This is a genomic window from Luteimonas sp. BLCC-B24 (genome assembly GCF_028550595.1).
In the GTDB taxonomy this organism is placed as follows: domain Bacteria; phylum Pseudomonadota; class Gammaproteobacteria; order Xanthomonadales; family Xanthomonadaceae; genus Luteimonas.
In genome coordinates, this window is sequence record NZ_JAQQGN010000002.1 from 422256 (window position 1) to 444146 (window position 21891).

General features: G+C 69.0%; 14 protein-coding genes and 2 tRNA genes. 6 read left to right on the top strand and 10 right to left on the bottom strand.

Features of this window, described 5'->3' with window-relative positions; genetic code table 11:
• Window positions 1-39: 39 nt before the first annotated feature.
• From PQS31_RS06290 to PQS31_RS06315, 6 genes are all read right to left on the bottom strand, one after another.
• On the bottom strand, window positions 40-291 hold the full coding sequence (locus PQS31_RS06290) for a hypothetical protein (RefSeq protein WP_272761815.1): 252 nt from the start codon (window positions 289-291) through the stop codon (window positions 40-42).
• Between the two features lie 134 nt (window positions 292-425).
• Complete coding sequence (locus PQS31_RS06295; protein ID WP_272761816.1) at window positions 426-590, bottom strand: hypothetical protein; 165 nt, start codon at window positions 588-590, stop codon at window positions 426-428.
• Between the two features lie 38 nt (window positions 591-628).
• Complete coding sequence (locus PQS31_RS06300) at window positions 629-928, bottom strand: hypothetical protein (RefSeq protein ID WP_272761817.1); 300 nt, start codon at window positions 926-928, stop codon at window positions 629-631.
• A 50-nt stretch (window positions 929-978) separates the two neighbouring features.
• On the bottom strand, window positions 979-1908 hold the full coding sequence (locus tag PQS31_RS06305) for an SOS response-associated peptidase family protein (protein ID WP_272761818.1): 930 nt from the start codon (window positions 1906-1908) through the stop codon (window positions 979-981).
• Between the two features lie 512 nt (window positions 1909-2420).
• Window positions 2421-2497 (bottom strand) — tRNA-Asn (locus tag PQS31_RS06310).
• A gap of 148 nt (window positions 2498-2645) precedes the next feature.
• Window positions 2646-3170 carry a Tfp pilus assembly protein FimT/FimU gene (locus PQS31_RS06315; RefSeq protein WP_272761819.1) on the bottom strand — a complete coding sequence of 175 codons (525 nt, stop codon included), beginning with the start codon at window positions 3168-3170 and terminating at the stop codon, window positions 2646-2648.
• Window positions 3171-3352: 182 nt separating this feature from the next.
• On the opposite strand from PQS31_RS06315, the gene uvrB reads away from it, so the two are divergent.
• Window positions 3353-5386, top strand: a complete 2034-nt coding sequence (gene uvrB, locus PQS31_RS06320; protein WP_272761820.1) for an excinuclease ABC subunit UvrB — start codon at window positions 3353-3355, stop codon at window positions 5384-5386.
• A gap of 58 nt (window positions 5387-5444) precedes the next feature.
• Window positions 5445-5519 (top strand) — tRNA-Val (locus PQS31_RS06325).
• Between the two features lie 889 nt (window positions 5520-6408).
• On the opposite strand, the gene PQS31_RS06330 is transcribed toward PQS31_RS06325, so the two are convergent.
• Window positions 6409-9159 carry a TonB-dependent receptor gene (locus PQS31_RS06330; RefSeq protein WP_272761821.1) on the bottom strand — a complete coding sequence of 917 codons (2751 nt, stop codon included), beginning with the start codon at window positions 9157-9159 and terminating at the stop codon, window positions 6409-6411.
• A gap of 236 nt (window positions 9160-9395) precedes the next feature.
• On the opposite strand from PQS31_RS06330, the gene PQS31_RS06335 reads away from it, so the two are divergent.
• On the top strand, window positions 9396-10334 hold the full coding sequence (locus PQS31_RS06335) for an oxygenase MpaB family protein (RefSeq protein ID WP_272761822.1): 939 nt from the start codon (window positions 9396-9398) through the stop codon (window positions 10332-10334).
• On the opposite strand, the gene PQS31_RS06340 is transcribed toward PQS31_RS06335, so the two are convergent.
• Together PQS31_RS06340 and PQS31_RS06345 are read right to left on the bottom strand one after the other, a co-directional pair.
• Entirely contained in the window at window positions 10335-12932 is a 2598-nt protein-coding gene (locus PQS31_RS06340) for an alpha-1,6-glucosidase domain-containing protein (protein ID WP_272761823.1), read from the bottom strand. It lies immediately after the preceding gene.
• A gap of 157 nt (window positions 12933-13089) precedes the next feature.
• Window positions 13090-14709, bottom strand: a complete 1620-nt coding sequence (locus PQS31_RS06345) for an alpha-glucosidase (RefSeq protein WP_272761824.1) — start codon at window positions 14707-14709, stop codon at window positions 13090-13092.
• A gap of 200 nt (window positions 14710-14909) precedes the next feature.
• Here PQS31_RS06345 and PQS31_RS06350 point away from each other — a divergent pair, with 200 nt between their 5' ends.
• Window positions 14910-16406 carry an MFS transporter gene (locus PQS31_RS06350; RefSeq protein WP_272761825.1) on the top strand — a complete coding sequence of 499 codons (1497 nt, stop codon included), beginning with the start codon at window positions 14910-14912 and terminating at the stop codon, window positions 16404-16406.
• A 23-nt stretch (window positions 16407-16429) separates the two neighbouring features.
• Entirely contained in the window at window positions 16430-18163 is a 1734-nt protein-coding gene (locus PQS31_RS06355; RefSeq protein WP_272761826.1) for an alpha-amylase family glycosyl hydrolase, read from the top strand.
• Window positions 18164-18478: 315 nt separating this feature from the next.
• On the opposite strand, the gene PQS31_RS06360 is transcribed toward PQS31_RS06355, so the two are convergent.
• Entirely contained in the window at window positions 18479-19516 is a 1038-nt protein-coding gene (locus tag PQS31_RS06360; protein ID WP_272761827.1) for a LacI family DNA-binding transcriptional regulator, read from the bottom strand.
• Window positions 19517-19920: 404 nt separating this feature from the next.
• Between PQS31_RS06360 and thrS the strand changes: the two genes are divergently transcribed.
• Window positions 19921-21828, top strand: a complete 1908-nt coding sequence (gene thrS, locus PQS31_RS06365) for a threonine--tRNA ligase (protein ID WP_272761828.1) — start codon at window positions 19921-19923, stop codon at window positions 21826-21828.
• Window positions 21829-21891: the final 63 nt, after the last annotated feature.

Below are 21891 nucleotides of genomic sequence, written 5' to 3' on the forward strand. Positions count from 1 at the left end.
CCTGCCTTGGCGGCTTCAGGCCGGCACTCGGCTCAGCCCTTAGGTCGGAGCGCGCGCCCTGCGCAGTGAGGCCGGAGGACGCGGATAGCCGTTCGACTCCGCGATGGTGAAGAGGCTGGCCAGGCGCGACTCGAGCTCCGCGCGCAGCAGCGGCGTCACAAGCGCATCGACAGCGACCTCGCGTTCAACCCAGTAGGCCCAGAATTCTTCGTGACTGGGCCCGGTCTCGAGGAGCAGCGCGAGTTCGCGTTCCCAGCAGGCGAACAGAGTCGGCAAGTCGCGATGGGGCATGCTCTTCCAATGACGCGCCCGGTGCCCGCGAGGGCATTTTTGGCGAAGCATGCGAACCTAACAGCGGCCATGCAGCCGCGTCTGTTCAAATCCGACATTGGCGGGCCGCGTTCACGGCAAAAGTTGCAGCCACCTCAACGCAGGTCGAAATGCGCGCCGAGCCGCTCGAGGTGGACATCGGCCCACAGCCGGTCCTCGGGCGACAGGTGAAGCTCAGCGATCGCCCGGCATCCCTCGTCGAATGGTGCCTGCACCTCGTCCTCGATCGCGCCCAGGCACGCGTGAAGCAGCTCGTCCACGAGAGCCTCAAGCTCAATGCGTGACGTCGCGTGCGTGCTCACGATGCGGCGCCTTGCGAGCGCTGCTTGCCGACGATCAGTTCGTCGATCGATGGCGCGCCGGCGATCGCGGCCGGCTCGAAGCCGCAGAGGATCGGAAACTCGCGGACCGAGCACACCAGATCGTGCAGGTCATCCGGCAGGTCCTCCCGCCTCGTGAGCGCGTCGAAGGCGCCGCTGGCGATGCTGTGGTCTGCCCAGAATTGTCGGTAGGTCCGGCCGTTGCCGTCGTAATTGGCGATCCAGGCCACCAGCTCGTCGCCGGCGTTGCGGATCTGATCGTGTGTGTTCGTGTCCATGGGGGCGAAGTCTCCCGTGGTCCGATCTCTGATCCTGCGACGGGCTCAGCCTAGGCCGCCTCGCGATGCTCGTAGTAGGGGTGCCGTTTGTCGTCGAATATGGCGAATAGCGCGGCGAGGTTGCCCGGGTCGGGGTTGAGCCAGGCGTCCAGGTGGTCAGGCTTGATGTTGATGATCGTGCGATCGTGGCCCGCCGCGGCCACCTCGGGCTCAGGCTCGTCCGTGATGGCCGCGAACGACAGCAGGTCCGGCGCCTCGCCCTTCGGGTCCTTCCAGTGCGACCACAGGCAGGCAATCAGCATGGGCTCGCCGGTGCGCGGCACGAACTCGAGCACGCGGTTGCGCCTGTCGGGGCCTTCCACGTTCTCGTAGAAGCGGTCGGCGATCATCACGCCGTGCGTGTAGCCGAACTGGCGCCGCCAGAACCCCTCCAGGCTGTCGCGGCGGGCGTTGTACGTGCCCGGCTTCTCAATGTCGAACCTCGCCGGCAGGCCCGCGGGCCGGCACTGGTAGCGCATGGGCTTCACCACGCGCTGGCCGTTCTCCACGACCATGACCGGGCAGTAGATGCCCGGGAAGATGCGCGAGTCCGAGGGCTTGGCCTCCGTGCGCTTGAGCATGGCCAAGCGCGCCTTCGCCGCCTCCACCTTGTTGGTGCCGATGCGCACGTCGTCCCGCGCCTTCTTCGTCTCCTTGGTCTGCAGCTTCCGTTCGGCATCGGCAACGCGCTTGCGCTGCGCGAAGATCTCCTGCTCAAGCTGCGCGATCGCCTCGGCGTCGGCCGCGCGCAGGCTGGCCTGCAGCTCGGGCGGGCCGATCTCCATCAGCTCCCGGATCATCGCCCGCGGGGCCTTGGCGATCGGGTTCATGCCCCGTTCCCACCAGAACGTCTTCACGTAGGCGTCGAGGTCCATCACGACGTCGGGGAACTGACGTTTGAAGGCCTTGAACTCGGCATGGACCTGGGCGGAATAGCACATGAGCGGGACTCCCAGCGGGCGACGCCATGGATGCTAAGCCCAGGCGCGCTGCGTCGCAGTGAGTGAGATGGGCGGGCGTAGGATGCCCGGCATGCTCCCTGACGGCTTCACCTGGTACATCGATGGTCTGACCCTCCAGCTGGAGGGGCGTTCGATCGCGCACATGACACTGCTCGGTCGGGACGCACACGTGCGGGTGACGGTCGGTCATTGGGGCAGCCGGGCCGGGCGGCACGCGTTCCTGTCGACGGAGGCTGGCGCTCGGCGGTACATCGAAGCATGGGCCCGACGGTGGGAGGCGCAGATCCGCCAGGCGATGGCGTGGTCAGACTCCGCGCGTGCTGTGGACTACGGGGTGCCTGGCTCGTCGCGCCCGGACGTCATCGCTCCTGATCCGCGGCGACGTCGACGCCGGCGCGCTGGTCTGTAGCGAAAGTGGACCATTTTTACGTGCAATTTTACGGGCGCAAGAAAAAAGGCCTGCGCATCGCTGCACAAGCCTTTGATCTATTTGGCGCCCGAAGTTGGACTCGAACCAACGACCCCCTGATTAACAGTCAAGTGCTCTAACCGGCTGAGCTATTCGGGCGGGGACGCACATTCTAGTCGGTTGTCGGCCATGGTCAAGCCTTCTGAGTCAGCATCCGCTGCGATGTCGTTGCCGGACGCCGAAATGCGCGATTCGTGGCGCCTGCGGTGCGCGCGAGGACCGCATCTTCGACGCGGCGGCGAGGGCACTAGAGCGGACACGGGCGCGGGGTCAGTGGGCGGGCGCTGCGCACACGTCCCAGGTTGTTCACGACAACCTCGCCGTTCAGCGCATCACCACTGCACACCCGCACCGTGAGATTGGTGCCTGCGCTGCGGCCGTCGCGCTGGTAGCGGACGAAGTTGCGGGTGGCGCCCAGACGCAGCGTGCGCCCGGCGCCGGAGGGCGGATCCGACACCCGCAGCAGGTCGCTGCCGGCGTCGGGCTTGCGGTTGCCGTCCGGATCGGCGAAGACGATCCAGCCATGGCTCCAGTCGGCGTCGCCGCGGCAGCCGCTCATGCCGGTGCCGGGGCAGGCGACGACCGGCGATCTGCGCATGATCGCGCTGCTGCGGGCCATGGCGAGGTCGGTGCTGACGCGGTGCATCGCGGTCTGCACGCGCAGCCGGGCGAGGGCCTCGCCGAAGCCGGGAACGCCGACGGCCAGCAGGACGGCGACGATCGCGAGGGTGGTGACCAGTTCGATCAGGGTGAAGCCCGTGAAGCGGGACATGGCGGCATCCGTGCGGCCAGGGAGCGCCAGACTGCACCCGCGGCGCGGGCAGGGGGATTCGGCCGGGCCCCTTTCGCGGAGTGGGAATGCACCGGCTGCTATGGTCGGAATCCGATCCGGCGCGGCGTTGCCCCCGGCGCGGTCCGTCCCCATCTCAGCGGTTCCCCCGCATCGCCGATTCCATGAACGACGTCATCCATCCCGCCGCGTTCCAGCTCGTCTCGCCGTACAAGCCGGCGGGCGATCAGCCGCAGGCGATCGAGAAGCTGGTCGACGGCTTCGAGGCCGGCCTGGCGCATCAGACCCTGCTCGGCGTCACCGGCTCGGGCAAGACCTACACCATCGCCAACGTGATCCAGCGGGTACAGAAGCCCACGCTGGTGATGGCGCCGAACAAGACCCTCGCCGCGCAGCTCTACGGCGAGTTCAAATCGTTTTTCCCGCACAACGCGGTCGAGTATTTCGTCAGCTACTACGACTACTACCAGCCCGAAGCCTACGTGCCGTCGTCGGACACCTACATCGAGAAGGACAGCTCGGTGAACGAGCACATCGAGCAGATGCGCCTGTCGGCGACGAAGGCACTGCTGGAGCGACGCGATGCGATCGTGGTGTGTTCGGTGTCGGCGATCTACGGCCTCGGCGATCCGAACGAATACTTCCGCATGGTGCTGCACATGGTGCGCGGCGAGCGCATCGACCAGCGCGAGCTGATCCGACGCCTCACCGAGATGCAGTACAGCCGCAACGACACCGAGCTGCGCCGCGGTACCTATCGCGTGCGGGGCGAGACGATCGACATCCATCCGGCGGAATCGGAGATGGAGGCCCTGCGCATCGAGCTGTTCGACGGCGAGATCGAGCGCATCACCCAGTTCGATCCGTTGACCGGCGAGACCAAGCGCACGCTGCCGCGCTACACCATCTATCCCAAATCGCACTACGTCACCACGCGACGCACCACGCTCGAGGCGATCGAGGCGATCAAGGCCGAACTGCCGCCCCGGCTGGAGCAGTTCTACGCCGAGAACAAGCTGGTCGAAGCGCAGCGGCTGCAGCAGCGCACGCAGTTCGATCTCGAGATGATGGCCGAGGTGGGCTACTGCAACGGCGTGGAGAACTATTCGCGGCATCTGACCGGGCGCATGCCCGGCGAGGCGCCGCCGTGCCTGTTCGACTACCTGCCGCCGGATGCGCTGCTGGTGCTCGACGAATCGCACGTGACCGTTCCGCAGATCGGCGCGATGTACAAGGGGGACCGCGCGCGCAAGGAAACCCTGGTCAACTTCGGCTTCCGGCTGCCGTCGGCGCTCGACAACCGGCCGCTGAAGTTCGAGGAATGGGAAGGCCGCTCGCCGCGCGCGATCTTCGTGTCGGCCACGCCCGGCAAGTACGAGCTGGAAAAATCCGAGGGGCAGGTGGTCGAACTGGTGGTGCGCCCGACGGGTCTGATCGATCCCGAGGTCGAGATCCGCCCGGTGGCGACCCAGGTCGACGACGTGCTCGGCGAGATCAACGAACGCGTGGCGATGGGCGACCGGGTGCTGATCACCGTGCTGACCAAACGCATGGCCGAGAACCTGACCGAATATCTCGGCGAGCACGACATCAAGGTGCGCTACCTGCACTCCGACATCGACACCGTCGAGCGGGTGGAGATCATCCGTGACCTGCGCCTGGGCAAGTTCGACGTGCTGGTGGGCATCAACCTGCTGCGCGAGGGCCTGGACATGCCCGAGGTGTCGCTGGTGGCGATCCTCGATGCCGACAAGGAGGGCTTCCTGCGTTCGGGCGGCTCGCTGATCCAGACCATCGGCCGCGCGGCGCGCAACCTGCGCGGCAAGGCGATCCTGTACGCCGATCGCATCACCCAGTCGATGCAGATGGCGCTCGACGAAACCGGCCGACGGCGGCAGAAGCAGGTGGAGTACAACGCCGAGCACGGCATCACGCCCACCTCGGTGGCGCGCGCGATCGTCGACATCATGGAAGGCGCCCGCGCCGAACCGGAGCTCGAGAAGAAGGGGCGGGGCAAGACGCGGAAGGTGGCCGAGCCGACCGAGGACTACACGGCACTCCCGCCCGAGAAGCTGGCCGCGCGGCTCAAGGCGCTGGAGCAGCAGATGTACCAGCACGCCCGCGACCTGGAGTTCGAGGAGGCCGGCCGGCTGCGCGACCAGATCCAGCAGATCAAGGCCTTGAGCCTGGCCCGCTAGAAATTTGCGCCGGGGGTATTCGACAACGCGCCAATCCGGTGTATGATTCGCCCCCTTCGGGCGGTTAGCTCAGCGGTAGAGCACTACCTTGACATGGTAGGGGTCACAGGTTCGAACCCTGTACCGCCCACCACCCAGCACCCCGCAATGCGGGACTGAGTGGACGAAGCACGGAACCCGGCCCTCGCGCCGGGTTTTTCGTGTGTGGCGCATGCGGAACGGCCCTAGCGGCACGCAGGTGCCTGGCGATCTGCCGCGAGACGGAGCGTCCAGCCGTCCGATGTCTCGGTCGCGGAGACCTCCGCGTGCGCGCGTCGTGCACCCCGGGGCGGCGCTCCGAGCGGATCGATTGCGTAGCGCGCGGGAGCGGCGCAGCAGCGAACGCAGCTCCACCTGGCCGGCGCTGGAACTCGCGGCGCGGCCGGGGCACTGCGGTGTGCGTGCGTGCGCATGCGCGTGCTCGAGGGCGGTGGAGCACGCCGGCCCTGTCCGGCGGCCGATTGGACGCCCGCGCCGTTTTGATGACGGGCGAACCGTGTGTCGGCACTCGTCCAGGCAACGCGTTCCTGAACGTGCCGCGCGTCGCGTTCATGCCGGTGAGCAGCGCACGTGCCCCCCCAATTTGCGGTACGTCGCGGCCTGCTTCCGATGCGTCGGTGGGGATGCGTGTCCTGCAGCGATGTTCCGGTCCGCGCCATCGGGTCGGCAGGCATCGGCACGCGGACGCGCGCGATCGTCTCGGGCGCGCCTGCATCGCGGCGCCGGCACTCGCGCGGCAACCGGCAATCACGTCCCGGTTCCCTCGTCCTTGGCCGGGGGCGCACCTCCACAGAGACGTACATGCAGCGCGGCGGCACGCGCGGCCGCCGAGACATGCCGCGAGGCCGGACTCCGGCGCATGCCCGGTGCCCGAAGGGAGCGCCGCGTGGGCCCGGCCGCCGGGGCTGGAACACCGCCGCGGACATAACAAAAACGGGGCGGTCGCAATGACCGCCCCGTCCGGGTGTCGCCGTCGCTGCGCGTCAGAACCGGTAGTTCAGGCCGAGCAGGTAGGTGCGGCCCCACTGGATGTACTCCAGCGGCCGGTCGCGGGTGCCGGCATAGGTCTGGTACGCCGCATTCGTCAGGTTGTTGGCCTGCAGCAGCAGGGTCAGACCGTCCAGCGACGAGCCGTCTCCGAAGCTGTAGCTGAGCTGGGCGTCGGTGATGTTTTCGCCGACGACGTAACGCAGCGTGCGCGCGCCGTCGAAGTTGCCGATCTCGCCGATGAAGTCCGAGCGGCGGCGCTGGCTCACGCGTGCTTCGAACCCGTTGCGCTCGTAATAGGCGGTCAGGTTGTAGACCCGCTTGGACAGGCCCGGCAGATCGATGGGACCGCTGCCCACGCTGTTCGCGCTTTCCGGATCGAAGATCTGGATGCTGCTGTCGTTGAAGCTCGCACTGGCGACGATGCCGAAGCCGCGCAGCGACTCGCTCCACAGGTCGAACGGCAGCGAGGCCGTCAGCTCCAGGCCGCGCAGCGTGCCGCCTTCTGCATTCTGGGGTGCGGTGAAATTGCCCGTCGTCTGCGTAATCGGCGATGCGCCGGGTCGAGGCACGTAATTCGCGAGGAGCCCCGAGAAGTCGTAACCGTCGCGGGTTTCCGTGTAGATGTACGTGCGCAGGTCCTTGTAGAAGAACGCGGCCGCCACGTAGGCGCGGTTGCCGAAGTACTTCTCCCATGAAATGTCGAACGCGTACGCGCGCCAGGGGTCGAGCAGCGGGTTACCACCACTGCCGCCCGGACGGCCCTGATCGTCCACGCCGAATTCCAGCGACGAGCGCAACTGGTCCACACGCGGCCGTGCGACCTGCTCGGCCAGGCCGATGCGCACGGTGTGCTCGTTCGGCAACGCGAACGCGAGGTTCATGCTCGGCAGCACGTCGGTGTAGGTCTTGCCGTCCTCGAACGGACGCACGTTGCTGCCGGCCGGCTGGGTGGCGTCCCAGTAGTTCGAGGCCGACGACTGGTCGACGCGCTGGATCTGCACGCCGATGTTGCCGGTCACCGCGGTATCGCCCCAGTCGCTGCTGATGTTGGCGCGGGCGAAGGCGGTGGTGATCTTCTCGCTGACCGTCCACGCCTTGGGGATCAGATAGTCCAGATCCTCGGTCGGCTCGAACGTCATGTAACGGCCCACGGCGCCGGGCACGTTCCATGCCGGGATGTAGCCGATGCCGGCGAAGCCCAGATCGACCAGGCCGTACTGCAGGTCGCCCGCGATCGCGGTATCACCCTGCGCGCCGAGGTTGATGTTGCCTTCGGGCTGGCGCTTGGCCTTTTCGCGGTCGGCGTAGTTCACACCGAAGTCGAAGTCGGCCAGCCAGGTCAGGCCGGACGGCGCCGGCAACGTGAGGCCCACGCGCGCACCCTTGAGTTCATCCTCCACGCGCGGTGTCTTGCCGTAGCCCGACCCGTAGATGGTGTTGGTGAGAAACAGCTGGCCCGGATCGGAGTAGTCCAGGCCCGGCGCCATCTGCGTGAAGCCGTTGCGGCGGATATCCAGCTCGATCGTGTCGAGCGAGGGATTGGGCAGGCGCTGCGCGTTGTTCTCGAGACTGATCTCGTTGCGCTTGGCCTTCGACCAGCTGATGTCGGTGGTCAGACGGGCGCGCTCGAAGTTGAACTCGTTGCCCCAGCCGAACGCCGAGATGCGGTCCTCGCGCCGGTTGTACATACCGCGCACCAGCGGGTACACGCCGGTCAGCGTGCCGCCGGCGAAGCTGCCGTTCTCGCTGGTGCGCACGTTGCTGTAGACGCAGGCCGGATCGCAGGGGAACGAGCCGTTGTACTGCGTGTTGACCTCGAACTGGTTCGCCGTGTCTTCCTGCTCGGCACGCGAATGGAACATGTCCAGTGTGCTGGTCCACAGGTTGGACGGGCGGAACTGCAGCGTCGCCATGATGCCGTCGCGCTTGGTGTAACCGGTGCGGCGCAGGGCCTTCATGCCGTCGGTGGACCAGGTGCCTTCGGCGAGACCGGGACGTTCGTCCGTCTTCCACGGCTCGTAGAGGCCGACCTGGTTTTCCTGGATCGGCGTGTCGCTGTGCGAGACCCCGATCGAGAAGCCGATGCGGCGATCGGCCGACTGGCCGATCCAGCTCGCGCTCAGGCGGTTGCCGTAGGGATCGGTATCGGCGGCTTCGCCCAGCGAGTTGCGCTGGAAGCGGCCGCTGAGCGTGATCACCGGCTCGGCGAAGTTCAGAGGACGCACCGTCTGCATGTCCAGCGTGCCCGAGAGCCCCTGGCCGACGAGGGCGGCATCGGGCGTCTTGTACACCGTCACGCCGCTGACCAGCTCCGACGGATACTGGTCGAATTCGACGCTGCGGTTGTCGCCGGTGCTGACCATCTCGCGGCCGTTGAGCAGGGTGGTGGCGAAGTCGGGCGACAGGCCGCGCACGCTGATCACCTGCGCGCGGCCGGCAACGCGCTGCGCGGACAGGCCGGGCAGGCGCGCGATGGACTCGGCGATGCTGACATCGGGCAGCTTGCCGATGTCTTCGGCCGACACCGATTCGACGATCGAGGTGGCGTCACGCTTGACCGCGATCGCACTCTCGATGCCGCGGCGGATACCGGTGACGGTGACCCGGTCGAGCTCGGTGGCATCGCCCGCAGCCGGCGTCGCGCCGGTGGTCGTGGTGGTGGTCTGTGCGTGCGCGCCGGCGGCGAGCATCAGCAGTGCCGACGACAGTGCGGCACTGAGCAGGTTGCGATCGAGCTTCGACATCTCCCCTCCCAAGGGTGTCCAGCGGACAGCTGTATTTTCGAGTTGTGCCGTCGATGCGCGTCGCTGCAACAGCGGGGCCGGACGGGTCGCGGCCATGGTAGTCGCGGGTTTCGCGCACCGGCGCGGCCTGCATACGTATTCATGGCCCGGCATGCATCGGCATGCAGCAAAGCGCGTTCGAACGCGCACGCACGGGCTTCGCGGCCGCTCCCGATGACGCCGGCTAGCATTGCGGCATGAACGCATCACGACTTCATCCGGCCGCCGCCCTGCAGGCCGCTATCCGGCGCTGGGTGCTGGGAGTGTTCCCGCGTGGCCAGAGCGGCATCGACTACGAAACGCCCGTCGGTGACCCGGGCCTGTTCGGCCCGGACACCGTGACCTGGCGCGTGCATGCGGATTTTCCGGGCATGCTCGCCGGCGGCCTGTGTGCACTGCTGCTGCAGGCGCTGCATCCGCGGGCGCTGGCCGGCGTCTGGGACCATTCGGATTTCCGCACCGATCTGGTCGGGCGTCTGCGTCGCACCACGGCCTTCGTCGCCGGCACCACGTATGCCGGCACCGAGCAGGCGCACCGGCTGATCCACCGTGTCGCGGCGATCCACACCCACGTGCGCGGCACGACCGCGGACGGCACGGCATATTCGGCCGACGATCCCGAGCTGCTCACCTGGGTGCACGTCTCGGAGGCCTACGCGTTCCTGCAGGGGTTTCGCGCCTACGCCGGCATGCCCGGCCCTGCGGGATTCGACGATCGCTACTACGACGAATCGCGACGCGTCGCCGAGGCGCTGGGCGCGCGCGCGGTGCCGGCGTCGACGGCGTCGGTCGCGGCCTACTTCGAGCACGTGCGGCCGGAGCTGCGTTTCGATGCACGCTCGCGCGAGGTGCTCGCGGTGCTGCGCCGCGTCCGCCTGCCGGTGCCCGGCGCCGCCCTGTCGCGCGACGTGTTTCTCGGCGCGGGCGCGGCGCTGTTGCCGCCCTGGGCCGAGGCGTTACTCGGCATCACACGCCTGCAGCGTGCGCGACATCACGCCTGTGCGCGCCTGTTGCGGATGACGGCCCCGTTGTTCCGTGCGGCGCTGCCCGACGGCATCGCGCCGCGTGCGTGCCGGCGTGTCGGTGTCGCGCCCGAGTGCCTGCGGCACTGGGACGGCGTGACGCTCCGTTCCTGATCAGCGCGTTCCGGCCGCGCGCTCGGGCACCACGAACACCAGCGCCGTTCGCGGCGGCACGGTGAACCGACCGCGCCGGTCGTCGATGCGTGCGAGGTCGCGTGGTCGCGGATCGGCGGCGTCGGCCGCGAGGTGCACCGGATGCAGACGCCAGCCGCGCCCGGCGAGCGCGGGCGCATCGAGCGTGCGCGCGTCGTCGCCGACGTTGATCGCATAGAGCACCTCGCTGAAGCCCGCGTCGTCGAGATCGCGCCCGTCGAGATGCCCGGCCACCAGCTGCGGATCGCCGCCCGTGCCACTGCCGGGAAACGTCAGGCGCGCCTGGATGTCGTCCGCGCGTTCGAGACGGAACAGCCGCGTGCTCGCGCGGATCCGCAGCAGGTCCAGGCTCATGTCGCGCGCCTGCAGCACCGCGTCGCGCGGCGGACGGATGCGCGCGGCGTCGGCCAGCAGCGGTTGCAGTTGCGGCCAGTCGGCGGCGTTGTCGGGCGCGGGCGGCAGGCCGTGGCCGAAGCCGTGGGTGGCGCCGCTCCAGTCGATGCGGTTGAACCAGTCACCCGAATCGAAGCTGTTGCGGTCGAGCGATTTGGAGCGCATCAGCTCCACGCCGGCGTGCAGATACGCGATGCCCTGGCTGAAGGCCGTCGTCGCCAGCGCCAGTACCTGCGCATGCGCGCGCGCCGTGGGATCGGCATCGTCCGGCAGGCGCAGCACACCGATGTCGAACAGCGTGTGGTTGTCGTGGTTCTCGACGTAGTTGACCACCTCGCCGGGGGCGGCGGCGTAGCCCGCCGGCATGCCGGCGTAGTCGATTTCGGACAGCGCGCGCTCGACGCCGTCGTGCGTGACCAGACGGTAATCGCGCAGCGTGCCGGCCAGGCCCACGCGCACGAGATCCGCCTGGCGGCGGAGCAGGGCCGCGTCGTCGTGGCCGTGAATCCAGCCGCGCTCGCCGCGCAGGGCATCGCCGCGGTCGGACGGGCCGCCACCGCGCACGGCATCGCGCGCGCGGTCGCTGAAGGTGGCGATGCCGGTGCCGCCGAGACGCGCCTGCGTGGCCTGGACGAAGCGTGCGTCGTCGGCCACCTCGCCGAAGTTCCAGCCTTCGCCCATCAGGTGCACCGGGCGACCGGCTTCGGCATCCACACGCGCCTGCAGTGCGCGCATCGCGTCGCGCGGCTGATGGCCCATCAGGTCGAAGCGGAAGGAATCGATGCGGTAGTGGCGCACCCACAGCGCGGCCGAATCGATCATCAGCCGCGCCATCATCGCGTGCTCGGTCGCGGTGTTGTCGCAGCAGGTGGAGGTTTCCACGCGCCCGTCGGCATCGAGGCGGTGGTAATAGCCGGGCACGATGCGGTCGAGCACCGACTGGGGATGCTGGCCCGACGCGCTGGTGTGGTTGTAGACCACGTCCATGCCCACGCGCAGCCCGAGGCCGTGCAGCGCCTGGACCATGCGCCGGAACTCGAGAATCCGCGCTGCCGGGTCCGCGGCGTCGCTGGCGTAGCTGCCTTCGGGCACGTTGAAGTGCAGCGGGTCGTAGCCCCAGTTGAAGCAGTCGCGCGCGGCGACCGCCATCACGGCCGCCTGTTGCGCGGCGCTGTCGGGCGCGGCGTCGGGCACGTCCGGCGTGACGCAGCCGGTCTCGGGGACGGTCGCGATGTCGAACACCGGCAGCAGATGCACGTCGGTCACGCCGGCCGCGCGCAGCCGGCGCAGGTGGCGGATGCCGTGCGAGTCCTGCGCCTCGAACGCCGTGTAGCGACCGCGTTGCGCCTCCGGCACGCGGGCGTCGTCGCGCGAGAAATCGCGCACGTGCAACTCGTAGGCGACCATGTCGGTCGAGGCCGCCAAGGCCGGCGTGGTGTGTGCATCCCAGCCGTCGGGCTTGAGTGTGGGCGCGTCGAGGTCGAACACCACGCTGCGCCGCGAGTCGGCATCCAGCGCCACCGAGTAGGGGTCGGTCACGCGGTTGCGCACGATGCCGGTGCCCGGCACGAACACGTCGACCAGGTAGAGATAGCGCGCGCCGCTGCGATCGCCCGGCAGTCGGCCGTGCCAGATGCCGGTGTCGGCATCACGCTGCAGCGTCTCGGGCGCGGCCGCGCCGGCGTCGGCATCGGGATACAGGCACAGGGCCAGCGACTGCGCCGAAGGCGCCCAGACCGCGAACCGCGTATCGGCGGCGGTCGGCATGGCGCCGAGCACGGGTGCATCGACGGCGGCGGCATAGAGATCGTCGAGCGCACCGGCCACCTGCAGCGCGGTCGCGTCGAGCACGTCACCGCGCGTGTCTTCGTGCACCAGCAGCAGCTGGCCGCGGTGCAGGGCGGCCAGTTCGGCATCGTCGGCGGCGACTGCCAGCGTGGCGCCGGCGCCGATGAAGGCGAAACGCGTCGCCAGCGGTGCCGGCAACGGGGCGTCGTGCTGCAGCGCATCGAGCCGGCGATCGAAGCCCGCCACCGGGCGACCCGGCCGTGCATCCAGCGTGGCGTTCGCCGCGTGGTAGAGCCGGAAGCGCGTGCCCTCCGTCGACATCCGGCCCGGCCAAAGGACGAGACGGCGATCGAGCCAGTGCGCGCGTGCCGCGTGCACCGGCGCCTCAACCGGTACCGGGTGGAGCGTGCGCGCGAATGCGGGGGCATCGCAGTCGTCGCGTGTCGGCGAAGCGATCGCGCCGCCGCAGGCAAGTGCGGCCAGGGCCAGCGTCAGAGCGCGCAGGCCGCCGCCGGCCGCGTGCGGGGCGCGCGCCTCAATCAACGTCGGCGAACAGCACGCCGTGGGGCGGCAGGCGCACGACGCCCGCTTCGATCACCGCGCCGGCCAGGCCGTGCCCGTCGAGCGGACGCGCGCCGGCCATTACCTCGGGCAGCGGCCAGTCGACCGGCGTGGACGCCAGATTGAACACCGCCAGCACGCGCGCGCCGTCCTGGCTGCGCACGCTGGCCAGCACCGGCTCGGGCGCGTCGAGGAACTGCTGGTCGCCGACGACCAGCGCCGGCCGCGCACGACGCCAGTGCAGGAAGCGGCGCGCGGCGGCGAGCACCGAGCCGTCGTCCGCTTCTTGCGCGGCGACGCTGCGCGCGCGATGCGCATCGGGAATCGGCAGCCACGGCGTGCCGGTGCTGAAACCGGCGCCGGCATCGCCGGTCCACGGCATCGGCGTGCGGCAGCCGTCGCGGCCCTTGAAGTTCGGCCAGAACGTAATGCCGTAGGGGTCGCGCAACTGCTCGAACGGCACGTCGGCCTCGGGCAGGCCGAGCTCCTCGCCCTGGTACAGGCACACCGAGCCGCGCAACGTGCAGACCAGTCCGATCATCTGCCGCGCGAAATCGTCGCTGGCGTCGGCACCGCCCCAGCGCGTGACCGCGCGCTGCACGTCGTGGTTGGAAATGGCCCAGCACGGCCAGCCTTCGGTCATCGCCGCCTCGAGGCGCTCGACCGTGCCGCGGATGTAGCCGGCGCTGAAATCGTCGACCAGCAGCTCGAAGCTGTAGCCCATGTGCAGGCGGCCGGCGCTAGTGTATTCGGCGGTGGTGGCCAGCGAATCCTCGGACGAGATCTCGCCGAGCGCGGCGACGTCCGCGTATCCGTCCATCAGCCTGCGCAGCTGCTCGATGAAGCCGATGTTCTCCGGCTGCGTGTTGTTGTACCAGTGGTACTGGAACGCGTACGGATTGTCCGGCGAAAACCCGCGGCCCAGACGCAGCGCCTCGGGCTTGGCCGGGTTGTCGCGCAGCGCGCGGTCGTGGAAACAGAAGTTGATCGAGTCGAGGCGGAAGCCGTCGACACCGCGATCCAGCCAGAAGCGCACGTAGTCCAGCGTGGCCTGCTGCACCTCGAGGTTGTGGAAGTTCAGGTCCGGCTGGCTCGACAGGAAATTGTGCAGGTAGTACTGCCGGCGCCGCGGCTCCCACTTCCACGCCGGGCCACCGAAGATCGACAGCCAGTTGTTCGGCGGCGTGCCGTCGGGCTTCGCATCGGCCCAGACGTACCAGTCGGCCTTGGGGTTGTCGCGCGAGGCGCGGCTTTCCTGGAACCACGCGTGCTCGTTCGAGGTGTGGCTGAACACCTGGTCGATCATCACCTTCAGCCCGAGGCCGTGCGCCTTGGCGAGCAGGGCGTCGAAATCGGCGAGCGTGCCGAACATCGGATCGACGTCGCACTGGTCGGCGATGTCGTAGCCGTAGTCGTGCATCGGCGAGCGGAAGAACGGCGACACCCAGATCGCGTCCACGCCCAGCTGCGCCACATGGTCGAGCCGGTCGATGATGCCCGGCAGGTCGCCGATGCCGTCGCCGTCGCTGTCCATGAAGCTGCGCGGGTAGATCTGGTAGATCACCGCGCCGCGCCACCACGGGTTGTTCGCCATCACTCGTCTCGCCTCCCCGCCGCGATGCGCGACGCGATGCGACGTTAGTGCATGGTGCGGCGCGTGCGGAAGCGTGCGGTGATCGCGCATGCGATGAATACGTATGCAGGTCGTGGCCGTCGAACGGCTGCTCGCTACCATGGGTCCGCCGTCGCACTGCCGCGATGGCGCAGCGGTCCTTGGGAGGGGAGTCGCAGCACATGCGCAATACGAAACCGCCCCTGTCGTTCTGGCAGATCTGGAACATGTGCTTCGGCTTTCTGGGCATCCAGTTCGGATTCGCCCTGCAGAACGCCAACGTCAGCCGCATCTTCCAGACGCTCGGCGCCGACATGGAACAGGTGCCTGGGCTGTGGATCGCCGCGCCGCTGACCGGACTGCTGGTGCAGCCGGTGATCGGCTACTTCTCAGACCGCACCTGGACACGCCTCGGCCGCCGGCGTCCGTACTTCCTGTGGGGCGCGATCTTCTCGACCGCCGCGCTGCTGGTGATGCCCAACTCGCCCGAGCTGTGGATCGCCGCCGGCACGCTGTGGGTGCTCGATGCCTCGCTCAACGTGTCGATGGAGCCGTTCCGCGCCTTCGTCGGCGACCAGCTGGCGCCGCCGCAGCGGCCCACCGGCTACGCGATGCAGGGCTTCTTCATCGGCGTGGGCTCGGTGATCGCCAGCGCGCTGCCGTTCGTGCTCGCGAAGTTCGGCGTGGCCAACACCGCCGGGCCGGGCGAGGTGCCCGACACGGTGCGCTACGCGTTCTACTTCGGCGGCGCCGTGCTGCTGCTCTCGGTGCTGTGGACGGTGCTGCGCACGCGCGAGTACCCACCGGACGTGCTGCATGCGTTCGACGACGCCGAACCGCTGGGCGCACTGCCTGCGGCCGATGCGCCGCCGCCCCGTGCGTCCGGCGGACTGCCCTGGCTGATCGCGGGCGTGGCCGGCATGGCGCTGGTGTACGTGCTCGGCTGGGACCGCATGCTCTACGTGCTGGCGGGGCTGCCGCTGGCCTACGGCGCGCTGCGTCTGATCGCCGCGCGCATGGCGCCGCAGCGGATGCTGCCGACGATCGCCGCCGACCTGCACGCCATGCCGCCGGCGATGCGCCAGCTGGCCGTGGTGCAGTTCTTCTCGTGGTTCGGCCTGTTCGCGATGTGGATCTACACCACGGCCGCCGTGGCGCAGACGCATTACGGCAGCAGCGATCCGCAATCGGCCGCCTACAACGAAGGCGCGAACTGGGTGGGCGTGCTGTTCGCGGCCTACAACGGCTTCGCGGCGCTGGCGGCGATCGTGATCCCGTGGATGGCGCGGCGCCTCGGCCTGCGTCTGACCCACCTGGTCAACCTGTTGCTCGGCGGCGCCGGGCTGGTGTCGATCGCGTTCATCCGCGATCCGCAGTGGCTGCTGCTGTCGATGGTCGGCGTGGGCTTCGCCTGGGCCTCGATCCTGTCGCTGCCGTATGCGCTGCTCTCCGACAGCCTGCCCGCACACAAGATGGGCGTGTACATGGGCATCTTCAATTTCTTCATCGTCATTCCGCAGCTGGTGGCGGTGAGCACGCTGGGCGTGCTGCTCGGCCGTGTCTTCGACGGTGACCCGGTGCGGGTGCTGATGCTCGGCGGCGCCAGTCTCGCGATCGGCGGGCTGTTCGCGCTGCGGGTCGCGCGGCCGCGCGCCGAGCGCGCGACCGCCGCGCCCTGAATTCCGTCTGCTGGAGACCGCGCATGTTCCGACCCCTGACCGCTGTTCTCGCCGCCGCACTGTGCGCGGCCTGCTCGCACGCGGGGCAGCCGCTGCGCGCCGACGCGCCGGACGCCGACGCGCTCTACGGCACGCGCGCGCCCTTCGCCGCGCATTCGGTGTACTTCGTCGTCACCGACCGCTTCGTCAACGGCGATCCCGGCAACGACCAGCGCGACCAGGGCGGCGCGCATCGCACCTTCGACATCCCGGTGCGCTGCGAGGACGGCATCGACGGCAACATCGGCTACCTCGGCGGCGACTTCCGCGGCGTGCTGGACAACGCCGGCTACATCCGCGACATGGGCTTCGGGGCGGTGTGGATCACCCCGATCGTCGCCAATCCGGACGAGGCGTTCACCGGCGGCGATGCGATCAGCTGTGGCAGCACGCTCACCGACCGCGGCAAGACCGGCTACCACGGCTACTGGGGCACGAATTTCTACCAGGTGGACGAGCATCTGCCGAGCGCCGGTCTCGATTTCCGCGCCTTCACCGACGGCATGCGCGCGGCGGGTCTGAAGACCGTGCTCGACATCGTCGGCAATCACGGCTCACCGGCGTGGACGATGCCGGTCGCCCAGCCCGGCTTCGGCCAGATCTTCGACGCGGACGGGCGGCTGATCGCCGACCACCAGAACCTGCCCCCGCAGCAGCTCGATCCCGCACGCAACCCGCTGCACGCGTTCTACAACACCACCGGGCCGGTGGACGCCGAGGCCGGCTCGATCTTCGACGGCAACCTGGCGCAGCTGGCCGATTTCGACGCGGACAACCCGGCGGTGTTCGAGTACCTGGCCGGTGCCTACGAGCACTGGATCGGGCAGGGCGCCGATGCGTTCCGCATCGACACCATCGCGTGGATGCCGCACGCGTTCTGGGCGCGCTTTGCCGAGCGCATCCGCCGCGAGCGGCCGGATTTCTTCATGTTCGGCGAGGCCTTCGACTACGACGCGGCGAATATCGCCGAGCACACCTGGGCCGTGAACGGCGGCATCAGCGTGCTCGACTTCCCGATGAAGCAGGCGATGGACGAGGTGTTCGCCGGCGGCGCCGGCTTCGAGCGCCTCGCGCCGAGCCTGCACCTCGAACGCGGGCCCTACGCCAATCCGTATGAACTGGCGACGTTCTACGACAACCACGACATGCCGCGCATGGCGGCGACCGACGCCGGCTTTATCGACGCGCACAACTGGCTGTTCACCGCGCGCGGGATTCCGGTCGTCTACTACGGCTCGGAGACCGGCTTCATGCGCGGGCGCGCGGAACATGCGGGCAACCGGGCGTACTACGGGCAGGCCCGCATCGACGCGGGCGTCGGCACGCCGATCCATGCGGCGCTGACCCGCATCGCCACGCTGCGCCGCGACACGCCGGCGCTGCAGCGTGGCCTGCAGCTGCCGCTCCTGCTCGAGGGTGATCACGCCGCGTTCTATCGCGTGCTCGGCGACGAGGGCGTGCGCCAGACCGCGCTGGTGCTGCTCAACAAGGGCGATGCACCCTGGTCGGCGACGCTGGACGCCGCGCAGATCGCCGCCGGCAGCTGGCGCGATGTGCTGGCCGACGGCGCAGTGGCGGTGGAGGACGGCGCATCGCTCGTCGTACCCGCACACGGCGTGCGCGTGCTGGTGCGCGACGACGTCGCCGTGCCGGCCGCGCTGCGCGATCGCCTGCAGACGCTGATGGTCAGGCGCCTCGGCGGTCCGGGCTCGGAGTGAACCACGCGCAGGAGCGCCTGCGCGCGAACGCGTGTCCGGACAGCCGCCTCGTACGCGTCCCTGCAGGGTGGCCGGTGTGCGCGACGGGCGTTACACGGAGTTCGGGCATTCGCGCACGTGCGCCTGCAGGCGCTGGCCTGCGCCGCGCCGGTTCGGAAGACCCGACGCCGCCGTGGGCGCGCGCTCGGGTGCGAACGTGTTCCCGGGAGTCCGTTCGCGCAAGTGCGCCTGTAGAGGCGGACGAGGCTCAACGCCTCGCAGGCGAACACGTCCGCGCGAACCCAGCCCAAGGCCCGGCCCGTCGCGTGATCGCGGCTACAGCGGCCGTGCGCCGGTGGAATCGCGCACCACGAGCGCGGTCGGCAAGCGCCGGCTTTCCGCCGGTTCGCCGGTGATCAGGCGCATCAGCGTGTCGACCAGCAGCTCGCCAGCGGTCAGCGTGTCTTGGACTACGGTGGTCAAAGCCGGCGTCGTCATGCGTGCGCCGGGAATGTCGTCGAAGCCGGCGAGGGCGATGTCGTCGGGAATGCGCAGGCCGTGTTCGGCGAACGCGCGCATCGCGCCGATCGCGATCAGGTCGCTGGCCGCGAACACGGCATCGAACGGCAGGCCCCGCGCCAGCAGCGTCTGCGCGGCGGCATAACCGGAATCCTCCGCGCTTTCGGCATCGGCCTGCAGCGCGGGGTCCATCGCCAGGCCGTGCCGTGCGAGTGCGGCATCGCAGCCGCGATAACGGTCGAGGAATTCCGGATAGCGGCTCGAGGCATCGCCGAGGAAGGCGATGCGCCGGTGGCCCAGGCCGGCCAGGTGTTCGCCGATCAGCGCGCCGCCGCCGATGTTGTCGCAGCCGATCGAAATGCCGGGCTGGTCGGGCAGTACCGCGCCCCAGCGGACGAACTGCGTGCCCTGCTCGACGAGGGTGCGCAGCTTGCCCTGGTAGGCGAGATAGTCGCCGTAGCCGAGCAGGATCAGGCCGTCGGCCTTGTGGCTGTCGTCGTAGTCGGCGTGCCAGTCGTCGGAGAGCTGCTGGAACGAGATCAGCAGGTCCTGGCCGTGACGGGCGCAGGCCCGGGTGATCGAGCCCAGCATCGGCAGGAAGAACGGGTTGATGTGCGACTGGTCGCTGGTCGGGTCCTCGAACAGCAGCAGCGCCAGCGTGCCCGACTGCTGCCGGCGCAGGTTCGATGCGTTCTTGTCGACCTTGTAGTTGAGCTCGCGCGCGATCGCCAGGATGCGCTCGCGGGTTTCACGGTTGACCGAAGGGCTGCCGCGCAGCGCGCGCGACACGGTCGGCTGTGACACGCCGGCCAGGTGCGCGATGTCCAGCGAAGTCGGCTTGCCCTTGATCGTCATCGCGGCCGTGCGGAGGGAAACGCGCCGATCATGCCACGCGCCGCCGCCGGGGCGTCCGGCGGCGGCGTCGGCGCTGTCCCCGTCCGGGCCGGAGGGCGGGCCTGTTCCGCCCCGGTCGGCGTCCCGTTCCTCCCGCGATCTGCGTTACCATCCGCATCCGTCCTTTCAGACACAGGTGGCCCGCGGCAACGCCGGCCGAGCGTGCGACATGCGCACTACCACCGCCCAGCGCTGACCGTCCCGAGGCCTCCTGTCGCCAGGCGCCCTCGTGGCGCTTTTTTCTTGGCCGCGAAGCGGCCACGCGATTCGGAATTGGGGATTCGGGATTCGGCCGCGCCGGCTCCCGCCGAACTCCCGCTCTGCCGAATCCCCAATCCCGAATCCCCAATTCCGGCTTTTCACCCATGATCACCATCACGCTCCCCGACGGCAGCCGCCGCGAGTTCGACCACCCCGTCTCCGTCATGGAGGTTGCCCAGTCCATCGGCGCGGGCCTCGCCAAGGCCACCGTGGCCGGCAAGGTCGACGGCCGCCAGGTCGACGCCTCCGACCTCATCGACCACGACGCGACCCTGCAGATCCTCACCCCGAAGGACCCGGAAGGCGTGGAGATCATCCGCCACTCCTGTGCCCACCTCGTGGGGCACGCGGTCAAGCAGCTGTACCCGGACGCGAAGATGGTCATCGGGCCGGTGATCGAGGACGGCTTCTACTACGACATCTACTCCGAGCGGCCGTTCACGCCCGAGGACATGGCCGCGATCGAGACGCGCATGGCCGAGCTGATCGACACCGAATACGACGTCATCAAAAAGATGACGCCGCGCGCGGAGGTCATCGAGACGTTCAAGGCCCGCGGCGAGGACTACAAGCTGCGCCTGATCGAGGACATGGGGCCCGAGATCACCGAGATGGGCCTGTACCACCATCAGGAATACGTGGACATGTGCCGCGGCCCGCACGTGCCGAACACGCGCTTCCTCAAGGCGTTCAAGCTCACCCGGATCTCGGGCGCCTACTGGCGCGGCGATTCCAAGAACGAGCAGCTCCAGCGCATCTACGGCACCGCCTGGGCCGATGCCAAGCAGCTCAAGGCCTTCATCCAGCGCATCGAGGAAGCCGAGAAACGCGACCATCGCCGCATCGGCAAGGCCCAGGGCCTGTTCCACCTGCAGGAAGAGGGGCCGGGCCTGGTGTTCTGGCACCCGAAGGGCTGGGCGATCTGGCAGGTCGTCGAGCAGTACATGCGCCGGGTCTACCGCGACAGCGGCTACGGCGAGGTGCGCTGCCCGCAGATCCTCGACGTCGCCCTGTGGAAGCAGTCCGGCCACTGGGACAACTACAAGGAGAACATGTTCTTCACCGAGTCCGAGAAGCGGACCTACGCGGTGAAGCCCATGAACTGCCCCGGCCACGTGCAGGTCTTCAACCAGGGTCTGCACAGCTACCGCGACCTGCCGATCCGCTACGGCGAGTTCGGCAGCTGCCACCGCAACGAGCCGTCCGGGGCGCTGCACGGCATCCTGCGCGTGCGCGGCTTCACCCAGGACGACGGCCACATCTTCTGTACGCCCGAGCAGGTGGAAGCCGAGGTGCGCGACTTCCATGCCCAGGCGCTGAAGGTCTACGCCGACTTCGGTTTCGACGAGATCCAGATCAAGATCGCGCTGCGTCCCGAATCGCGCCTCGGCGACGACGCCACCTGGGACCGCGCCGAGGACGCACTGCGCAGCGCGCTGCGCTCGGCCGGGGTGGACTGGCAGGAACTGCCGGGCGAGGGCGCGTTCTACGGCCCGAAGATCGAGTACCACCTCAAGGACGCCATCGGCCGCACCTGGCAGCTGGGCACGATGCAGGTCGACTTCATGATGCCCGGCCGCCTGGGGGCTGAATACGTCGACGAGCACAGCCAGAAGCAGCATCCGGTGATGCTGCACCGGGCGATCGTCGGCTCAATGGAGCGCTTCATCGGCATCCTGATCGAGCATCACGCCGGTCAGTTCCCGAGCTGGCTGGCGCCGGTGCAGGCGGTGGTGATGAATATCACCGACGCCCAGGCCGATTTCGTCGAGGAGGTTCGGAAAACCCTTGCAAATCAAGGGGTCCGGGTGGAGGCCGATTTGCGGAACGAGAAGATCGGCTATAAGATCCGCGAGCATACGCTGCAGCGGGTGCCGTATCTGCTCGTGGCAGGGGACCGCGAGAAGGAGAACGGCGCGGTCGCCGTTCGGACACGGACCGGGGAAGATCTGGGCACCATGCCGATCGCGGACTTCATTTCGCGCCTTCGCGCGGAGCACGTTTCAGCATGAAACCTTCACCGGTGCGGGGCCACCATGGTCCGCGCCGGACGGCCCGCAGGACGGCACGTCCGC

Excerpts from the sequence above, each read along its gene's own strand:
- PQS31_RS06290 (WP_272761815.1), bottom strand. The coding sequence starts at position 291 with ATGCCCCATCGCGACTTGCCGACTCTGTTCGCCTGCTGGGAACGCGAA.
- PQS31_RS06300 (WP_272761817.1), bottom strand. The coding sequence starts at position 928 with ATGGACACGAACACACACGATCAGATCCGCAACGCCGGCGACGAGCTG.
- PQS31_RS06305 (WP_272761818.1), bottom strand. The coding sequence starts at position 1,908 with ATGTGCTATTCCGCCCAGGTCCATGCCGAGTTCAAGGCCTTCAAACGT.
- PQS31_RS06315 (WP_272761819.1), bottom strand. The coding sequence starts at position 3,170 with ATGTCCCGCTTCACGGGCTTCACCCTGATCGAACTGGTCACCACCCTC.
- uvrB (WP_272761820.1), top strand. The coding sequence starts at position 3,353 with ATGAACGACGTCATCCATCCCGCCGCGTTCCAGCTCGTCTCGCCGTAC.
- PQS31_RS06330 (WP_272761821.1), bottom strand. The coding sequence starts at position 9,159 with ATGTCGAAGCTCGATCGCAACCTGCTCAGTGCCGCACTGTCGTCGGCA.
- PQS31_RS06335 (WP_272761822.1), top strand. The coding sequence starts at position 9,396 with ATGAACGCATCACGACTTCATCCGGCCGCCGCCCTGCAGGCCGCTATC.
- PQS31_RS06345 (WP_272761824.1), bottom strand. The coding sequence starts at position 14,709 with ATGGCGAACAACCCGTGGTGGCGCGGCGCGGTGATCTACCAGATCTAC.
- PQS31_RS06350 (WP_272761825.1), top strand. The coding sequence starts at position 14,910 with ATGCGCAATACGAAACCGCCCCTGTCGTTCTGGCAGATCTGGAACATG.
- PQS31_RS06355 (WP_272761826.1), top strand. The coding sequence starts at position 16,430 with ATGTTCCGACCCCTGACCGCTGTTCTCGCCGCCGCACTGTGCGCGGCC.
- PQS31_RS06360 (WP_272761827.1), bottom strand. The coding sequence starts at position 19,516 with ATGACGATCAAGGGCAAGCCGACTTCGCTGGACATCGCGCACCTGGCC.
- thrS (WP_272761828.1), top strand. The coding sequence starts at position 19,921 with ATGATCACCATCACGCTCCCCGACGGCAGCCGCCGCGAGTTCGACCAC.